The 15,846-nt window shown below is 40.5% G+C and carries 13 protein-coding genes; 4 read left to right on the forward strand and 9 right to left on the reverse strand.

The genetic code is table 11. The features are described 5' to 3' along the window. Positions 1 to 43 precede the first annotated feature (43 nt). The 4 genes from MLC35_RS00590 to MLC35_RS00605 form a co-directional block, all read right to left on the reverse strand. Entirely contained in the window at positions 44 to 916 is an 873-nt protein-coding gene (locus tag MLC35_RS00590) for a DMT family transporter (RefSeq protein WP_151901346.1), read from the reverse strand. Beyond that, positions 894 to 2,105 (reverse strand): dicarboxylate/amino acid:cation symporter, encoded by a 1,212-nt coding sequence (locus MLC35_RS00595; RefSeq protein ID WP_151901345.1) that lies wholly within the window; start codon positions 2,103 to 2,105, stop codon positions 894 to 896. The genes MLC35_RS00590 and MLC35_RS00595 overlap by 23 nt, the downstream gene beginning before the upstream one ends. Before the next feature lie 169 nt (positions 2,106 to 2,274). Beyond that, on the reverse strand, positions 2,275 to 4,074 hold the full coding sequence (gene asnB / locus MLC35_RS00600) for an asparagine synthase (glutamine-hydrolyzing) (protein ID WP_434637243.1): 1,800 nt from the start codon (positions 4,072 to 4,074) through the stop codon (positions 2,275 to 2,277). After that, positions 4,074 to 4,655 (reverse strand): class I SAM-dependent methyltransferase, encoded by a 582-nt coding sequence (locus tag MLC35_RS00605; RefSeq protein ID WP_434637245.1) that lies wholly within the window; start codon positions 4,653 to 4,655, stop codon positions 4,074 to 4,076. Before MLC35_RS00605 ends, asnB begins: the two co-directional genes overlap by 1 nt. 400 nt (positions 4,656 to 5,055) lie before the next feature. On the opposite strand from MLC35_RS00605, the gene MLC35_RS00610 reads away from it, so the two are divergent. From MLC35_RS00610 to MLC35_RS00620, 3 genes are read left to right on the forward strand one after another with little or no spacing between them, the layout of a single operon-like run. After that, positions 5,056 to 5,922 carry a ketopantoate reductase family protein gene (locus MLC35_RS00610; protein ID WP_434637247.1) on the forward strand — a complete coding sequence of 289 codons (867 nt, stop codon included), beginning with the start codon at positions 5,056 to 5,058 and terminating at the stop codon, positions 5,920 to 5,922. Next, the gene (msrA, locus tag MLC35_RS00615) at positions 5,919 to 6,446 is read left to right on the forward strand and encodes a peptide-methionine (S)-S-oxide reductase MsrA (protein WP_151901337.1); all 528 of its coding nucleotides are present in this window, start codon (positions 5,919 to 5,921) and stop codon (positions 6,444 to 6,446) included. Before MLC35_RS00610 ends, msrA begins: the two co-directional genes overlap by 4 nt. Before the next feature lie 41 nt (positions 6,447 to 6,487). Continuing rightward, positions 6,488 to 7,444 carry an NAD(P)-binding domain-containing protein gene (locus tag MLC35_RS00620; protein WP_151901336.1) on the forward strand — a complete coding sequence of 319 codons (957 nt, stop codon included), beginning with the start codon at positions 6,488 to 6,490 and terminating at the stop codon, positions 7,442 to 7,444. On the opposite strand, the gene MLC35_RS00625 is transcribed toward MLC35_RS00620, so the two are convergent. The 4 genes from MLC35_RS00625 to topA form a co-directional block, all read right to left on the reverse strand. After that, positions 7,441 to 8,598 (reverse strand): cation:proton antiporter, encoded by a 1,158-nt coding sequence (locus MLC35_RS00625; protein WP_346389137.1) that lies wholly within the window; start codon positions 8,596 to 8,598, stop codon positions 7,441 to 7,443. The two genes, MLC35_RS00620 and MLC35_RS00625, sit on opposite strands and share 4 nt — an antisense overlap. A gap of 50 nt (positions 8,599 to 8,648) precedes the next feature. Beyond that, entirely contained in the window at positions 8,649 to 9,494 is an 846-nt protein-coding gene (locus MLC35_RS00630) for a biotin synthase (protein WP_434637248.1), read from the reverse strand. Next, entirely contained in the window at positions 9,487 to 10,014 is a 528-nt protein-coding gene (locus MLC35_RS00635; protein ID WP_434637250.1) for a metallophosphoesterase family protein, read from the reverse strand. The genes MLC35_RS00630 and MLC35_RS00635 overlap by 8 nt, the downstream gene beginning before the upstream one ends. A gap of 150 nt (positions 10,015 to 10,164) precedes the next feature. Then, complete coding sequence (topA, locus tag MLC35_RS00640; protein WP_434637251.1) at positions 10,165 to 12,396, reverse strand: type I DNA topoisomerase; 2,232 nt, start codon at positions 12,394 to 12,396, stop codon at positions 10,165 to 10,167. 218 nt (positions 12,397 to 12,614) lie between these two features. Here topA and MLC35_RS00645 point away from each other — a divergent pair, with 218 nt between their 5' ends. After that, positions 12,615 to 13,820: a flagellin gene (locus MLC35_RS00645; protein WP_434637253.1), complete on the forward strand. Its 1,206-nt coding sequence runs from the start codon at positions 12,615 to 12,617 to the stop codon at positions 13,818 to 13,820. Between the two features lie 41 nt (positions 13,821 to 13,861). Here the strand turns inward: MLC35_RS00645 and MLC35_RS00650 are convergent, their stop codons facing one another. After that, on the reverse strand, positions 13,862 to 15,838 hold the full coding sequence (locus MLC35_RS00650) for a motility associated factor glycosyltransferase family protein (protein WP_434637255.1): 1,977 nt from the start codon (positions 15,836 to 15,838) through the stop codon (positions 13,862 to 13,864). Positions 15,839 to 15,846 lie beyond the last annotated feature (8 nt).

Here is a 15,846-nt window from a genome sequence, read left to right on the forward strand (position 1 = left end):
TGATGTTAAAATTAGATTAAACTGGCTATTTTTATCGTCATTTTTACTTTTTGTTTATAAAGTATACCGCAAACATACTGATAAGTCCACCAATAACTATATGTAACTGTAAGGGTTCGTCCAATATAAACCAGGCAGAAAAAAGAGCAAAAAAAGGCACTAAAAACATAAAAGAGCTTGTCCTTTGACTGCCGAGTTTCCCGCTGGCAATAAAAAATATGGTTGTTGCGACAGTCTGTCCCAAAACGGCGAGATAAATTAGGGCAGTCCAAAATTTTGCTCCCTGGGTAAAAACAGCACCAAGGTCTGCATTGAAGGCATACAAAAAACTGAAAAAAGTAGCTATGAGAGAAATTAAAAAGCTGTAATAGACCGGATGTATATGTTTTTGCGAATGCTGCGAAAGCAGAGTGACTCCTGCCCAGATAAGGGCACAGAGTAAAAAATAGATATTTGAGCCGTGTAAAAAAAGAGAAAAATTGTTAAGCTGGAGTAAAACATAGCCGCCGACCAGCCCGAGCAAAAGCCCGAAATACTGCCGTGTTGAGAGTCTGCTCCTAAAAATCACAGCAACAAGCAAAAAGGTCATAATAGGGCTGAAAGTTGTTATGATGACACTGCCCGCACCCGCAAGACCGTACTTTATGCCTAAAAAAGAAAAAACCATAAAGGCTATATTTAAAAAAGAACTGCCGAGGATATATTTGAATGAGCCCTGAGTCAGTGTCAGTGGAATTTTAAAAAAGTAAAGAATGGGCAAAAATGCGAGGCTCATCAGAAAAAACCGCCAAAAGATGACGACATCCATCGGCATTGCTGTGGTGAGAATTTTTAAAGCTGTCCATCCGCCGCCCCAGAGCAGCATGGAAAAAATGAGCAGATACGCATAGCGTCTATCGTCGTTTTTCAAATTCATCAACTATTTTTGTAACAATCAAATCAGAGGTGACATTGAGTGAGGTACGACACATATCAAGAATTCTGTCCACGGCTACAATCAAAGCCATGTATTCAACAGGCAGTCCAAGCTGGTTGAGTATAATCACCATCATAACAAGCGAGGCACTCGGCAGGGCCGCAACACCGACACTGAGCGCGACAACGGTAATCCCTAAAAGAATCTGATCTCCCAAACTCAAAGCGACTCCCGCCAAATTGGCAATGTATAAAACAGCTACACTCAAATATGCCGCTGTACCGTCCATGGAAACGGTAGCCCCCAAAGGCAGAACAAAAGAGGCAGTTTTTTTGTCGATACCGCCCATCTCTTCGGTAACACGCATACTCACAGGAAGCGTAGCCGCAGAAGATGCTGTGGAAAATGCCATAATCGGGGCTTCTCTTACATCTGAGAGATAGCTGTAGGGATTTACTTTTGTAAAAAAACGCAGGACTGCAGGGAGTGTGACAAGTCCATGAAAAATGATGACGCCAATCACGACCAAAACATATTTGTAAAGCCCAAAGACAACATCAATTCCCTGCTCGGCAATAACATAGGAGATGAGCGAAAAAACACCGATGGGAGTAAGGAGTATCACCCACTCTGCCATTTTGAGCATAGCTTCACTGATGGCTGTAAAGAGGGTGCTGAGCGCCTCTTTTTGTTTTGGAACAAGGTAGAGAGATGCCACACCAAAAAGAATGGCAAATATAATAATCTGCATCATCTTGCCCTCAGAAAGAGCATGAAATATATTGGTAGGAATGAAGCTTAAAATCATATTCTCAAAAGAAAAAGGAGCCAGTGCTGCCGCTTTTTCATAGGCAAGACCACTGCTGCTGACATGCTCGCCAATGTGAAAAATATTCATGACAGCAATGGCGGCAGTAACGGCAAGAGCGGTTGTCAAAACATACAGCCCTATAGTTTTGAGGCCCATCCGTTTTAAATGTTCAATAGAACCAAGCCCAAGAATAGCGACAAATATACTGGCAAAAACAAGAGGCACGACAAGCATTTTCAAAAAATAGACAAAGGCGGTTCCTATCATCTTTTGTTTGAGGGCGAGTTCGGGAAAAAAGATGCCAAACAAAACACCAAAAACAATACCGAAGATGACAAGGGTATTTGTCGTTGCATATTTTTTTATTTTTTTGATCATTCTATATTTCCTCTGTTTCTTTGTAAATATTATTGAGTTTTCGGAATCGGTACTTTCAGGCACTTTCAGCCCGCACTGAAGTACGGGTTCCGAACAACACATCTTCCTCTTTCTCGGAATCGGTACTTCAGTGCCGACTGTTGCTTCTTCCTGCTATTCTCAGCCCGGACTAAAGCAGATTTTTCTTTATCCAATACGATAGTACATAAAGTCCCCATACATGCTGCTTAAAACTCCCCCTTGATGCGGTGTTTATATATTCGTCTAACTTTTTTTTGTGAAACATCCCTGTTTGCACATTGACCTCTTGAATAAGATCAATTTTTTTGGAACTGATGAGATACTCCATATAAGGATTGGAAAAGCCTTTTTTCTTCCGTGTGAGTATCTTATCAGGGAGTTTGTCTGTCATGATTTGCTTTAAGAGTGATTTTGTGATGCCGTCTTCATAACGCAGCTTTGGATTTATGCCAAAAATCAAAGATGCCAGTTTATGGTCCAAAAACGGGGTACGGGATTCTATGGAGTGTGCCATGGAAACACGGTCAAGTTTGGTTAAAAAATGCTCCGCCTGAAAAATATTGAGGTCAATATAGCTGTACCAAATGCTTTCATCACTGTGGGCAGAGGCTTCAAAGCGTTCTCTGTAACTTTGCAGGTATTTGAGGCTTTCGTTATCTTTGACATTGCGCCTGAGAAGCTGGTTTTTTTGCAGGTCCGTAAATTTTTCACCGCTTGTACGAAAAAGAAGCGAGTCGTCAAAAATCCGCTTGTACCACTCCCACTCTCTGTTCATTGAAAAATTGGCACGGAAATATTTTTTGAGCCAGTTTTTGTGTGCCAAACCTGCGGCATTTTCAATGTCTAGATACTCAAAATACTGTCGGTAGCCTAAAAAAAGCTCATCCGCACCCTCTCCGCTGAGTACAACTTTGTATCCGTCTTTTTGAATACGCTCAAACAACAGATACAGAGGCACGGCAGCAGGATCATTAAGCGGTTCGTCAAGTGCATCTAACACTTTGTCACTTGCACGGATAAAATCATCTTCATCTATTTCCACCTGGATATTGTCCAAACCTAAAAACGCAGCACTTGCTTTGGCATTTTTTCTCTCATCATATTTTGCAAATTCTTTATAACCAAGTGTATATGTTTGTAAATGTGTGTTGTTTTGTTTGGCAAAGTAGTTGAGTGTTGCAGAGTCTATGCCACCAGAAAGCAGTGATGCCATAGGAACATCACAGTCTAAGCGCAGATGGATGGAATGTTCTAACTCTTCTTCTAACACACGCAAAGCTTCGTGTTTGTTTGTTAGAATGTTTGGAGTGACATCAAGCAGATCAAAGTAGTGTTTACATGTAACACGGCCCTCTTTACATGTAAGGTACTCACCTGCTGAAAGTTTTTGAATACCTTCGTAAAAAGTATGCGGCGGAGTCGGCGCCAAAAAAGAGAGATAAGAGAGCAGAGCATCATTGTTGAGTTTACATGTAGACAAAAAAGGCTTGAGCGCTTTGATTTCCGAGGCAAAAACAAAACTTTCCCCTTGCATATAAAAAAGCGGTTTTTTCCCGAGTCTGTCACGAAAAAGGTAAAGCGTGTCATCATCCATTAAAGCAATGGCAAACATACCGCGCAGATGCTGGACAAAATCAACGCCCCATTTCAGATAAGCGGCAATGATGACTTCACTGTCGCTGTGTGTCTGAAAGTCAAAATCAAGTTCTCTTTTTAACTCTTTAAAGTTATATATCTCTCCGTTGAATGAGAGCAAAATATTGTTGTGTTTGCGTGGTTGATGGCTTCTGTGATGGCCATCAACAATGCTGAGGCGCTGATGGGCAAAAAAGAGATTTTTCTTTTGCACAATACCACAGTAATCAGGTCCACGATGCACAAGAAGAGACAAGGCGCTTTTTGCCTGATTCTCATTATATTCGCCGATTATGCCAAAAACTGCACACATTATTTGAAAAATCCTACGGTAATGTCATGTTCTATGTAGCCCTCTGTCAAACGGGTATGCTTTACATGTAAGCTTTTTGCAAGGGTATGGATGGTGTCTATATTTATATAATTATAAACATCACTCTCCTTGTCGCCGTAGAGGGCATTGAAAATAAAACCTTTTTTTGAAGAGGCAAAGCAGTTGCGTACAAAAAGCTGTGTTTCAAAAGGTGTGAGTATATTGAGTGCACCGCTGCAGATGTAATAGTCTGCCACAGGAAGTCTGGCTTTTGTTATATCGGAACGGATGATTTCACACGCTGTTTTTTCGCGGGCAATGTCGCACATCTCCTGGAGCGAATCTATGCCGATATATTTGTTTACATGTACACCGTTGTTTTGTAAAAATCTGTAAAAATCTCCAAAACCGCAGCCTGCATCGACGATGGTACTCTGTGTAAGATCATCACCGAGCATCTCTAAAATTTTGTCAAACCGTATACTTTGATGCGCATCAGAGGACCAGTGCAGACCGCATGCGGAGATGCCGTGCTTTTGAAGTGCTGCTGTGTAAAATTTTTCACTGTCTATACGCGGCATATGACTCCTTTTTTACTTTTGCTATTATATAATAGTTATGTAAAAAAGCCGGCATTTCGGAACCCGTACTTCAGTGCGGGCTGAGAGTGGCTTGAAAGTTGCAACAGTCGGCACTGAAGTACCGATTCCGGAAAAGCGGAAGGTGTATTGTTTGGAACCCGTACTTCAGTGCGGGCGAGAATGGCTTGAAAGTTGCAACAGTCGGCACTGAAGTACCGATTCCGGAAAAGCGGAAGGTGTATTGTTTGGAACCCGTACTTCAGTGCGGGCTGAGAGTGGGTTGAAAGTTGCAACAGTCGGCACTGAAGTACCGATTCCTGGAAAGCGGAAGGTGCGTTGTTTGGAACCCGTACTTCAGTGCGGGCGGGGTATCTTAAAAATTGAAACAGAGGAAATATATATGAGAATTGCAATAGTCGGTTTAGGCGGTGTCGGCGGATATTTGGCGGCGTCCTTTGCAAAAAGCGGTTTGGATGTGACGGGTTTTGTAAGGGGAGAACATCTCAAAGCCATACAAAAAGAGGGGATAAGGATCAAAGAAGATGAAAAAGAGTGGCGTGTTCCTTTACATGTAAAGCATCCGGATGAAGCGGAGGGCATATATGATGTTGTGATGTTTTGTGTTAAAAGTTATGATTTGGGAACTTCTTGCAAACGCATGCAAAATCACATCAACGCAGACTCGATTCTGCTCTCTTTTTCAAACGGGGTCAACAACGGTGATGTATTGCGTGCATGCTGTGATGCCAGAGTACTTGACGGTTGCATCTACATCCTTTCGCATATTGAATCCCCGGGTGTGATTCGCAAAAAAGGAAAAGTTTTTGCGGCACTCTTTGGAGGAGAAGATGAGGCGGCTGTCCAAACTGTGGCAGATATATTTCAAAAAGCCGGCCTGCGTTACAAAACACCGCAAAATATCAAAGAAGCCTTGTATAGAAAATATATATTTATTGCCGCTTTTGCGACATTGACCTCATATTACAAGACAGGTATCGGCACGATTTACGAAGAACATTATGAGGAGGCAGAAAGACTTTTAACAGAAATTGCCGAATTTGCAAAAGAGACACAGGGCATAGATATTTTCGATGAGGTGCAAAAGTCTTTGGAAACGGCAAAAAAAGTGCCTTATGATGCTTCTACGTCCATGGCTCTTGATTTTAAAAACGGCAAAAAAACTGAGCTTGAGAATTTAAGTGGATATGTTCAAAAGCCTTTTATGCAAAAACTCTATAATGAGTTAAAAAAGAGAGAAAACAAATGAAAAAAGAGCGAATTGTACTAGGCGGCGGGTGTTTTTGGTGTATAGAAGCGGTGTACAGAAATGTCAAGGGGGTACTCTCGGCGGTGAGCGGCTATGCCGGAGGCGCCCGAGCCAACCCGAGTTATGAAAACGTCTGTTCAGGTGCAACCGGACATGCTGAAATTGTCGATATTGCCTATGACGCAGATGTTATCAGTCTGAGTGAGATTTTGGATATATTTTTTGAAATACATGACCCGACAACACTGAATCAGCAAGGTGCGGACAAAGGAACACAGTACCGTTCTGTTATTTACTATGGGGATGAAGCACAAAAAAAAGTGATTGAAGATTCTATTGCAAAACATCAGCAGGACTTTTCCGATAAGATAGTAACTGAGGTAAGCCCTCTGCCCGAGGTTTATCCGGCAGAGCCGTATCATCAGAACTATTATAATTTAAATGCTTCGCAAGGCTACTGCCAGGTGGTTATCGCGCCAAAACTGCAAAAATTTATGACAAAGTTTCCTGATAAATTAGCCTAAATGTGATAAACTATGATTAGATTATCATAGAGGCGGTTTTTATGGAAAAAATATATGAATTGGCTATAGTCGGTGCCGGACCTGCGGGGATTGCCACTGCTGTTGAAAGTTACCTTCAGGGTGTCCGTGATATTGTGCTGCTTGAAAAAGACACAAATCACAACTCGACTATTCGTAAATATTACAAAGAAAACAAGCGTGTGGATTTGGAATGGAAAGGACAAAAAGTCGAACTCAACGGCCGTATCCATTTTATAGACGGTACCAAAGAGACGACACTCGATTTTTTTGATGAAATTTTAAAAGAACATCTCGTAGAACTGCAAACAGAGGTGGAAGTGCAGTCTATAGAAAAAAAAGAAGACTACTTTGAAGTCCACATGGCAGGTAGGAGCATTAAGGCAAAAAATGTAGTTGTGACCATCGGACGGATGGGGAAGCCAAACAAACCGAGCTACAAAATTCCCCCAACTATACGAAAGAAAATTAACTATACAACAGATGAATGCTCACAGGGAGAAAAGATTCTTGTTGTCGGAGGCGGTGACAGTGCTGTAGAGTATGCAGTTGATTTAAGTGAGCATAATGATGTGTCCATTTGTTACAGACGAGAGAGTTTCCGCCGGGCAAATCCTACGAATCAAAGAAATATTGCCGATGCGATTGCACAGGGAGATGTCCGACCGATTTTAGGTATAAATATCAACGGTCTCGAAGATGACAAGGGCAGAGTCAAAGTGCTTTTCAGCGAAAGAGAACCTGAAACATTTGACAGAGTTATCTATGCCATAGGCGGAACGACACCAAGTACATTTTTGGCAAGTTCGGGCATAGAAGAAAAAGACGGCAAACCTGTACATGATGAACATTATGAGACAAACATCAAAGGACTTTTTGTTGCCGGAGATATTACTCAGGAGAGCGGCGGCAGCATTGCGCTTGGACTCAATCACGGCTATGATATTGCCAGATATATTAAAGGAAAAAGTGAAGTCTAGTCTTTTGCTTTTCGCATTTTATAAATATGTATGAGTTTGATAATAATCATGATACTGATAACCTGAAACAGTGCGGCCAAAATAAAAGCATAATAGTGCAACTGATCAATGGAGTTAGCGGTATATGCCAGAGTGGCCATCGCAATAAGCAGGGTCAAAGGCATAGAATGAGAAAGTCCAAAAAGAACCGTGTCAATTAATCCGAGCTCTTTTATAAACACCAAAGAGGCAATAAGCCGCATGAGAATCATTACCACTGTGATGATGACAGCCTCCCGTATGAGTCCGTTGATCCAGAGGGCGTTGAGGTCAAAAGAGCTCCCGATATGAATGAAAAATATAGGGATTAAAAATCCAAATCCGAAAGAAGCAAGCTTTTCAGGCAATTCATGTTTGTGCTCAAAGAAAGTCGGAATGAAGATACCGGCTAAAAAAGCCCCAAAAGCAAGTTCAAGATGCAAAAAGAGCATAGCCCCTATAAGCAGAAAAAATATTCCCATAGAGAGACGGATGTCCTGTTCTTTGTTGTCATTGTGAGGCATAAGGGCAATAGCGACTTTGGGAAACCACCAAAACAGAAGCTGCATAGAGCGAAAAAGAAGAAACATAAAAAGCAAAAATGCCAAAAGGGCCATGATTGTTTGAAAAAGTCCCAATCCGAAACCAGACTTCAGTGCTGCAGAGCTTATAGTAAGTATCACAATACTTGCAACTTCACCTATGCCCCCAACTGTCATGGAAAGAGCAATCCAGGGTGTTTTTCCATACTCTTTGGCCAGTGTGGCGACAAGTCCTACAGATATGAGAGGTAACAAAACGATAAAGATTTTTCCCAAATCAAACTGTACGGAAAAGGCGATGGAGAATCCGTAAAGTACTGCAAGATAGACAACAACCTTTTTCATAACAGAGACAGGTGTTTTGAGTACATTTTTTAAATTGATCTCTGTTCCTGCAATAAACATCAGATATAAAAACCCGAATTCAGCGACTAAGTCAAAAAGATGTTCATCATGCAAGAAGCCTACATATCCTAAAAGAGAACCTAAAATAATTTCAATGGGTGTTGTAGGAAGCCGTAAAATTTTGGCAAAAAACGGAGAAAAAATGATGATAAGCGATATGGTAACAATCAGTATAATATTATCAGTCATACTTTTCTCCTTTTTTTTAAAATCCGGGTTATAACCCGTGTGCAGGGCTTTTATTGCACACTTTTTGCAATATCAAGACCAAGAGACTGCAACATTGCCAGATCCTGACTCATAACACGTCCTTTTGTGGTGAGGTAGTTTCCTATCACGATGGAATTTGCTCCGTTTTGAAAAATTTCTGCTTGACGTTCTTTAAACATAAGTTCGCGACCGCCGGCAACCATAATCCTCTCGGCATCACAAAGTGTTTCGCGTGTCAACCTGATGAGTGCGAGGGCTTCATCCACTGTTAAAGGATTTGGTTCAAGTTCAAGTGCAGGGTTGTGATGATAAAAGTTAACAGGAACCGAAGTAGGGTTGAGTGATTTGAGAGATTCGAGCATAGAGATTCTGTCTTCTTGTGATTCACCAAGCCCGAAAATTCCACCGCTGATGAGTACCAAGCCGGCTTTATTGACATTTTGGCAGGTTTCATATCGTTCACTCCAGGGATGGGTTGTGCAAATTTGCGGATAAAAGGCTTCACTTGTCTCAAGGTTGTGATTATAGGCTTTGATACCTGCTTCTTTGAGTGTGAGGAGTTGCTCAACATTTGCTGTGCCGTTACAGGCGATAAGACGTAATTCAGGGGCGACTTTTTGTACCTCTTTGGCAACATCACAAACAAATTTGAGTGTTTTGTCAGTTAAACCTTTATCTGCAGTGACAAGACAAAATCCAAGGGCTCCGTTGTCTCTTGCCGTAATGGCTTCTTGGCAGATGGCATCCACAGGCTTTTGTTTGTAACGCTCTATATCTGCTTTGTAGCGCACACTTTGCGAACAAAACTTACAGTCTTCTTTACATGTACCGCTGTTGATATTACAAATGGAACATAAAAATATTTTTTCACTCACTTTTTTGCCTTTCATAAGAAAAAGTTTTTGTGAGCATATACTGCTCCTGCTCTTTCTTTTTTGTATAGTATTTTACTATAAATTTTTTTTCTAAAACTTCAAGCATGGCACACTCAGAAAGCGGTTTGTTTCGTGCGCACACTTCACCGGGGTTTAAAAAGAGTATACCCCCTGCAAACTCTACTTCAAACTGATGTGTATGTCCAAAGATGACAACCTCGGCATCTCTGCTCATATAAAAAGGCAGGTGCATCAACTTGAATTTTGTATTTGCCAGTTTAAAATAGTAGGGTTCCTGAACCAGGTGGTACCTGTTATGATATTGTACTAAATGGGCATCATTGTTTCCGTAAACGGCTATATATTTTTTCCCGCATGCTTCAAGCAGGTCCAGTACCTCTTTTTCGACAATATCTCCGGCATGTATAATAAACTCGGCTCCGTTTTGCACTAAAAAATCAAGAGCGTTTTTTGCCTTTTTGACCTTTTTATGTGTATCGGAGAGTATGCCTATTTTCAATTTTTTATCCTCTGCTTCTGTAACTTCTCTGCCACTTTCGCCCGCACTACAGAAAAAAATTTAGTTTTTCTAAGTCATGCTTTAGCATAGAAAGTACGGGTTCCGAGGGTATTGCGGAATCGGTACTTTAGTGCCGACTGAGTAGGGATTTTAAGCCTTGTCTATCTCTTCTCTTGGTGTACGCGCTTTACACTTCACACATTCGTACACCTCTTTATTTCTGTAGGTACGAGGCGCAAGTACACCTGTGCATCCTTTTTCTTTACATTTAATGGTTGTCGGCTCAAACTTTGAGATAAATTTACACTCAGGATAGTTTTCACAGCCCCAAAAAGGGCCTCTGCGAGAGTTTTTCAGGCTGATTTTTCCGCCGCAGTCAGGACAAGGAGTCTCACTCACTTTCTCTTCGACATTAATACTTTTTGTATTTTTGCATTCAGGGTAGTTTGAACATGCAAGAAATTTTCCGTTACGGCCATTCTTTTCTATCATATCCGCACCGCATTTGTCACACTTTTCATCGGCAGTTGTCTCTTTTTTCTCTATCGCGTTGCCCTCTTCGTCACACTGCTCTGTATATTTGCATTTTGGAAAACCGGAGCATGCGATGAAGTTTCCAAAACGTCCGCTTCTCAGAAGCAGTTCATGTTCGCCGCATTTAGGGCAGGTGCGCCCAAGCGGTTTGGCAAGTTTGAGCGAGACAATGTTCTCTTTTCCTGCTTCTATCTGCTTCATGAATTTTTCATAAAACTCAAGGAGCAGTTTCTGCCAGTCCACTTTGCCTTCGGCGATTTCATCGAGTTCTTCTTCCATTTCAGCCGTAAAGTTGATATCAACGATATTTGGAAAGTTTTTCTCCAGAATCTCTGTCACGGTAAAAGCGATTTCTGTCGGAATAATCTGCTTTTTTTCTATGGTCACATAGGTACGGTTGGAGAGTGTCGCAATTGTCGGGGCATAGGTCGATGGACGCCCGACGCCTTCTGATTCGAGTTTTTTAATCAGACTTGCTTCAGAGTAACGCGATGGCGGTTCTGTGAAGTGCTGCTCGGGTTTTACACTCTGAATTTCAGCTTTGTCACCCTCTTTTAAAGTAGGTAAAAGTTTGTCTTTGTCTTCTGCTCCCGTGACCGCATAAAAACCGTCAAAAATGAGTTTTCGTCCGCTTGCACGGAATTCATTTTCATTGCCTTTAAAGATAATGCTTTGCTGCTCAAAGAGCGCATCTTCCATCTGACATGCCATAAAACGCTCATATATGAGGCGGTAGAGTTTGATTTCATCGGCTTTTAAAAATTTTTGTGCCACTTCGGGTGTAAACTGCAGCATAGTCGGGCGGATGGCCTCGTGTGCCTCCTGTGCGCCTTTTGATTTTTTCGTATAAACCTTTGGTTCTTTGGGCAGGTATTTTTTGCCGTAACGGCTCTCAATGATGCCTCGAACTGCACCCACGGCTTCTTGTGCGAGGTTGAGTGAATCGGTTCTCATGTAGGTAATGACCCCTGAAGTACCGTCTGGAGTTTTGACACCTTCATACAGAGTCTGGGCGACCATCATTGTTTTTTTCGGGGTAAATCCGAGTTTGCTTGAAGCAGCCTGTTGCAGGGTTGAGGTCATAAACGGCGGCGGCGTGGCACTTTTTCGCTGTTTTGTCTCAATTTTTGCAATTTTGAAGTCATCATTTTTGACACTTTGGGTAATTGTCTCTGCCTGTTCTTTGTTCTCTATGGAGAGTTTGGAAATTTTTTGCTCTTTGTGTTTGATAAGATTGGCTTCGATATTTGGCTTGAAAAGAGTGTCAATAGTCCAGTATTCTTGAGGAACAAAGGCTTTGATTTCGCGTTCACGGTCTACGACAAGCTTGAGTGTCGAGCTTTGCACACGCCCGCCACTTAAGCCTTTTTGAATTTTAGAAGCAAGCAGAGGCGAGAGCTTGTAGCCTACAATACGGTCAAGCAGACGACGGGCCTGTTGGGCATTTACCATGTCCATGTCTATTTTTCTTGCATTCTCAAGTGCATGCTTGATGGCTGTTTTTGTAATCTCATGAAAGACAATACGCGGGAGTGTTTCGGGGTCTTTTTTGATAGCATGGGCAATATGCCACCCAATTGCTTCTCCCTCGCGGTCCTCATCGGTCGCGATGTAAATTGTGTCGGCTTTTTTGGCTTTTTCTTTTATCTCTTTGACAGTTGGCGCATTTTCTTTGGCGACAGAGTATTTGGGAATAATTTCATGAGTTTCTTCATCAATTGTAATTCCAAAACGGGATTTTGGCAAATCCCGGATGTGTCCTTTTGAGGCAATGACATCATAGTTTTTGCCTAAAAAGTTCTTGATAGTACGGGCTTTTGCGGGTGATTCGACGATTATTAAGTTCAAATAGTTTTCCTATATATAGTATAGTGATTTGGTTTTTGGTTTTGGAAGTGTAGCGAAAAAGAATAAAATAAGGAAATATTTTTAAATTTATAAAATTTGCAAAAAAAATTAAAGTTATTTTTTTGACTGACGATATTGTTACAGTCTCAAGGCAAGGATGCCTTTTAGAGAACAAAAAATACAAAGAGCGAAAGCTCTTCCATAGAAAAGGATTTATTATGGGTTTTAGAATTAACACAAACGTTGCGGCAATGAATGCATTGCGTAATGCAACACAGACAAACTTGGGTTTAGACAAAAGTTTAAATGCTTTATCTTCAGGTCTGCGTATTAACAAAGCGGCAGATGATGCTTCTGGTATGGCAATCGCCAACTCACTGCGTCAACAGGCACAGGGTCTCGGTCAGGCTATCAACAATGCAAATGACGGGATTGGTGTAACACAGACTGCTGACGGTGCGTTGGATGAGTATACAAAAATTATTGATACTGTCAGAACGAAAGCTATTCAAGCGGCATCTGATGGTCAAACTCTTGACACTCGTAAAAAAATTCAGGCGGATATTGACAGACTTCTTGAAGAAGCGCAAAATATCGCTTCGACGACTTCATTTAACGGACAAACACTCTTAAACGGTGCTTACCAAAACAAAGCATTTCATGTTGGTGCCTATTCCGGTGAGACAGTGAAGCTTTCAATCAGTGATACACAGACTGCAAAAGTAGGTGAGTTTGCTTTAGCGGAAACAACTGTAGGTTTTGGAAATACTACTGGTGCTTCAGCGGCAGGTAGTGCAACATTATCTGTTACAGTTACGAATGCAGATGCGACAACAACAAGTGTTACTGCAACTATTTCAGTGGCGGCGGGTGCTAATGATGCTTATGCGATCGCTCAGTCTTTGGTTGACAGTTTCAATCAGGCAGCACAAACAAATGGTGTTTCTGTTCGGGCAAGTCTGTTTGAAACAAGCAACTCCACAACAACATCGCCTGAGTACGGATTCCGTTTAGATTCCCCTCTTGAAATGTCAACAATTACTTTGACAGACGGTGTCAATGACGGAAAAACATCAGCCATTGCATCAAGTGCGACAGTCGGTCTGACCAACAATCTTTCAACCGTTGATGTAACAACACGTGAAAATGCGGAAAAAGCGATTATTACTGCAGATTATGCATTGAAAGATGTTGATAAAACTCGTTCAGATATTGGTTCTGTCCAAAATCAACTTGAATCAACAATCAGAAATATTTCTGTAACTCAGGTCAATGTGACAGCAGCTGAGTCTCAGATTCGTGATGTTGACTTCGCGGCAGAGAGTGCAAACTTCTCTAAACTGAACATTTTGGCACAGTCTGGTTCATATGCTATGAGTCAGGCAAATGCTGTTCAGCAAAATGTACTGAGACTGCTTCAGTAGGTAGTCTTCTATCAATTCTCAAGCTTTGGCTTGAGAATTTTCTATACTATTTTCTTTAAATCATCTTTATATGATTCTATTATTTTATTCAACTGCTCTGCAATTTCCGTCTTTAGTTTTTTGATATGCTTTTTATTGTTTTTCAGCTCTTTTGTATTGAAAAAATCAAATACATAAGAAGAGAGTGTAAGAAAATATATAGTTAAAATTTGAAGCAGTTCCAAATGCTTTTGTTGCAGCATAGAATTCATCATAGCAGCATAGTTTTTTAAAAACAGTTCTGCATCTGCACCTGGAGTCTGTTTGAAATCCTGAATGTTTTGTTGAAAGTTCTCTATTTGAATATTTCTTTCTTGGAGCAGTGCGGTCTCTTCTGCATTGAAATCAGCTGTTGCGTAATGATCAAACAAAGAGAGCAGTTGTGTATGGAGCTTATTTTTATTCAGTGCTGTTTCAAGCTTGACTTTGCTTGTCTGCAGAGGTTCGGCAGATTCGAGGTATGCCCCGTCATTCAGATTATATACATGTTGCTGTGTACTCTTGTAGTCTCTGGTTCTTTGGTTGAAAATAGGGATGGACATTGAAAGTCTCGGGGTTGTCTGTACGGTAGCTCTAAGGTTTCCTTTGATATTTAAGAGACTTTTGTCCATATCTATAGCATCTGTATCCGCAGTTTCATCTTCATCAATTTTTTTTACACCGTGATGTTCTTTTGCGTGTGTTGTGCCGTCTTCGGCAAGTGCAAAGTCAAGTCCGAGCAAATAAATGTTTTTGGCATTGAATATAAGTGAAACTGCATACATGGCCTCACCGATACTTGCTGATTCAAGATAAGATTTTCTAAGTTTATAGTATGTTCTGTCTTCAATAAGATAGATATTCTCTTTTGTGCATGCATCGAGTAAAACCTGTGGAACAGAAGCTGAAAAGATACAGGGAACCTTCTTTAAGAACTCTTTATTTTTAAGTCTTTTCAAAAGAGCTGTGGTTTCTGCTTCTTTTTCGTCTATCTGCATGACAATATCGGGTTTTATATCTGCATCAAGAATTGTTTTTAAACTTGCAAGGGCAGCAATGATAACAAATTTATTTTGATTGTTTTTCAGCCATTGTATGTTTTTGTCCAAAGAGGGTCCGGCACCCAAAATAATAACAGGTTTATCGTCAAAGAAAGACTCCTCTTCTTTTTTGAGCAGATTGAGAAATTTATATTTTTGCGTCAGTGTATGAATGACTTTTTTGTTTTTTATTAAAAGCAGTTCATGCTGATAGGAGTTTTCAGGACGTGTCAGTATGAGTTTTTGCACATTTTGAATTTTTTTGTCATACTGATTGGAAAAAGCAAAAAATTTAATATAATGATTGTAAGAAAAAGACATTTCAAAAAACTGTGTAAAAGTTGTTTGAAATTCATGTTCATTTTGGGCAATACTGAAATAAACAAGTTTATTTTTAAAAATGTGAGAATATTGGCAGGTAAAGAGTGAAAGTCTGAAAAGTTCTATATCATCTTCAATGACAAGAGACATTTTAAAATTGTATTTTTTCATAAGCATTGGCAGATGAAGTCCCAAACCTGTGCCAAAAAATATAAATTTGTGAATCTCTTTCATATGTTGTGATTTTTCATGATGGGTATTATAGTAATGGATAATTGGGGCAGTTGTTGCAAACAAATCGCTTGCCTGTAATGTTTTAAACAGTTTTATATCCTCATCCCGATAATGATAATCCTTAAAACTTTCAAAGACATGGGCATCTTTTTTTGTATTGACAGCTTTTAATATTTCTGATGAGAACTTATTTGAATCTGTATTATAAAGCAGTTGAGTGCTTTGTAGCTCTATGACATCAAAGTAGCCGTCTTTGTACTCCAGGTCATATTTGTGCGGATACCGGCCGTCTTCCAAGAGTGTTTCAAGTGCTTTGAGTTTCGTATAGAGATTTTCGTGTTTCTCTTGAAAATAGTTCATATTGTCATTGTATGTCTGAATAGCTTTGTTTTGTATGGTTTGCATAAAAAAGA

Source organism: Sulfurimonas sp. NW7 (assembly GCF_051132265.1).
Taxonomy (GTDB): Bacteria; Campylobacterota; Campylobacteria; order Campylobacterales; family Sulfurimonadaceae; genus Sulfurimonas; species Sulfurimonas hydrogeniphila.

Bases quoted from the DNA above. Each gene is read 5' to 3' on its own strand.
- msrA (WP_151901337.1), top strand. From the start codon at position 5,919: ATGAAAAAAGAGCGAATTGTACTAGGCGGCGGGTGTTTTTGGTGTATA.
- MLC35_RS00625 (WP_346389137.1), bottom strand. From the start codon at position 8,598: ATGACTGATAATATTATACTGATTGTTACCATATCGCTTATCATCATT.
- asnB (WP_434637243.1), bottom strand. From the start codon at position 4,074: ATGTGTGCAGTTTTTGGCATAATCGGCGAATATAATGAGAATCAGGCA.
- MLC35_RS00645 (WP_434637253.1), top strand. From the start codon at position 12,615: ATGGGTTTTAGAATTAACACAAACGTTGCGGCAATGAATGCATTGCGT.
- MLC35_RS00650 (WP_434637255.1), bottom strand. From the start codon at position 15,838: ATGCAAACCATACAAAACAAAGCTATTCAGACATACAATGACAATATG.
- MLC35_RS00620 (WP_151901336.1), top strand. From the start codon at position 6,488: ATGGAAAAAATATATGAATTGGCTATAGTCGGTGCCGGACCTGCGGGG.
- MLC35_RS00605 (WP_434637245.1), bottom strand. From the start codon at position 4,655: ATGCCGCGTATAGACAGTGAAAAATTTTACACAGCAGCACTTCAAAAG.
- MLC35_RS00610 (WP_434637247.1), top strand. From the start codon at position 5,056: ATGAGAATTGCAATAGTCGGTTTAGGCGGTGTCGGCGGATATTTGGCG.
- MLC35_RS00590 (WP_151901346.1), bottom strand. From the start codon at position 916: ATGAATTTGAAAAACGACGATAGACGCTATGCGTATCTGCTCATTTTT.
- MLC35_RS00595 (WP_151901345.1), bottom strand. From the start codon at position 2,105: ATGATCAAAAAAATAAAAAAATATGCAACGACAAATACCCTTGTCATC.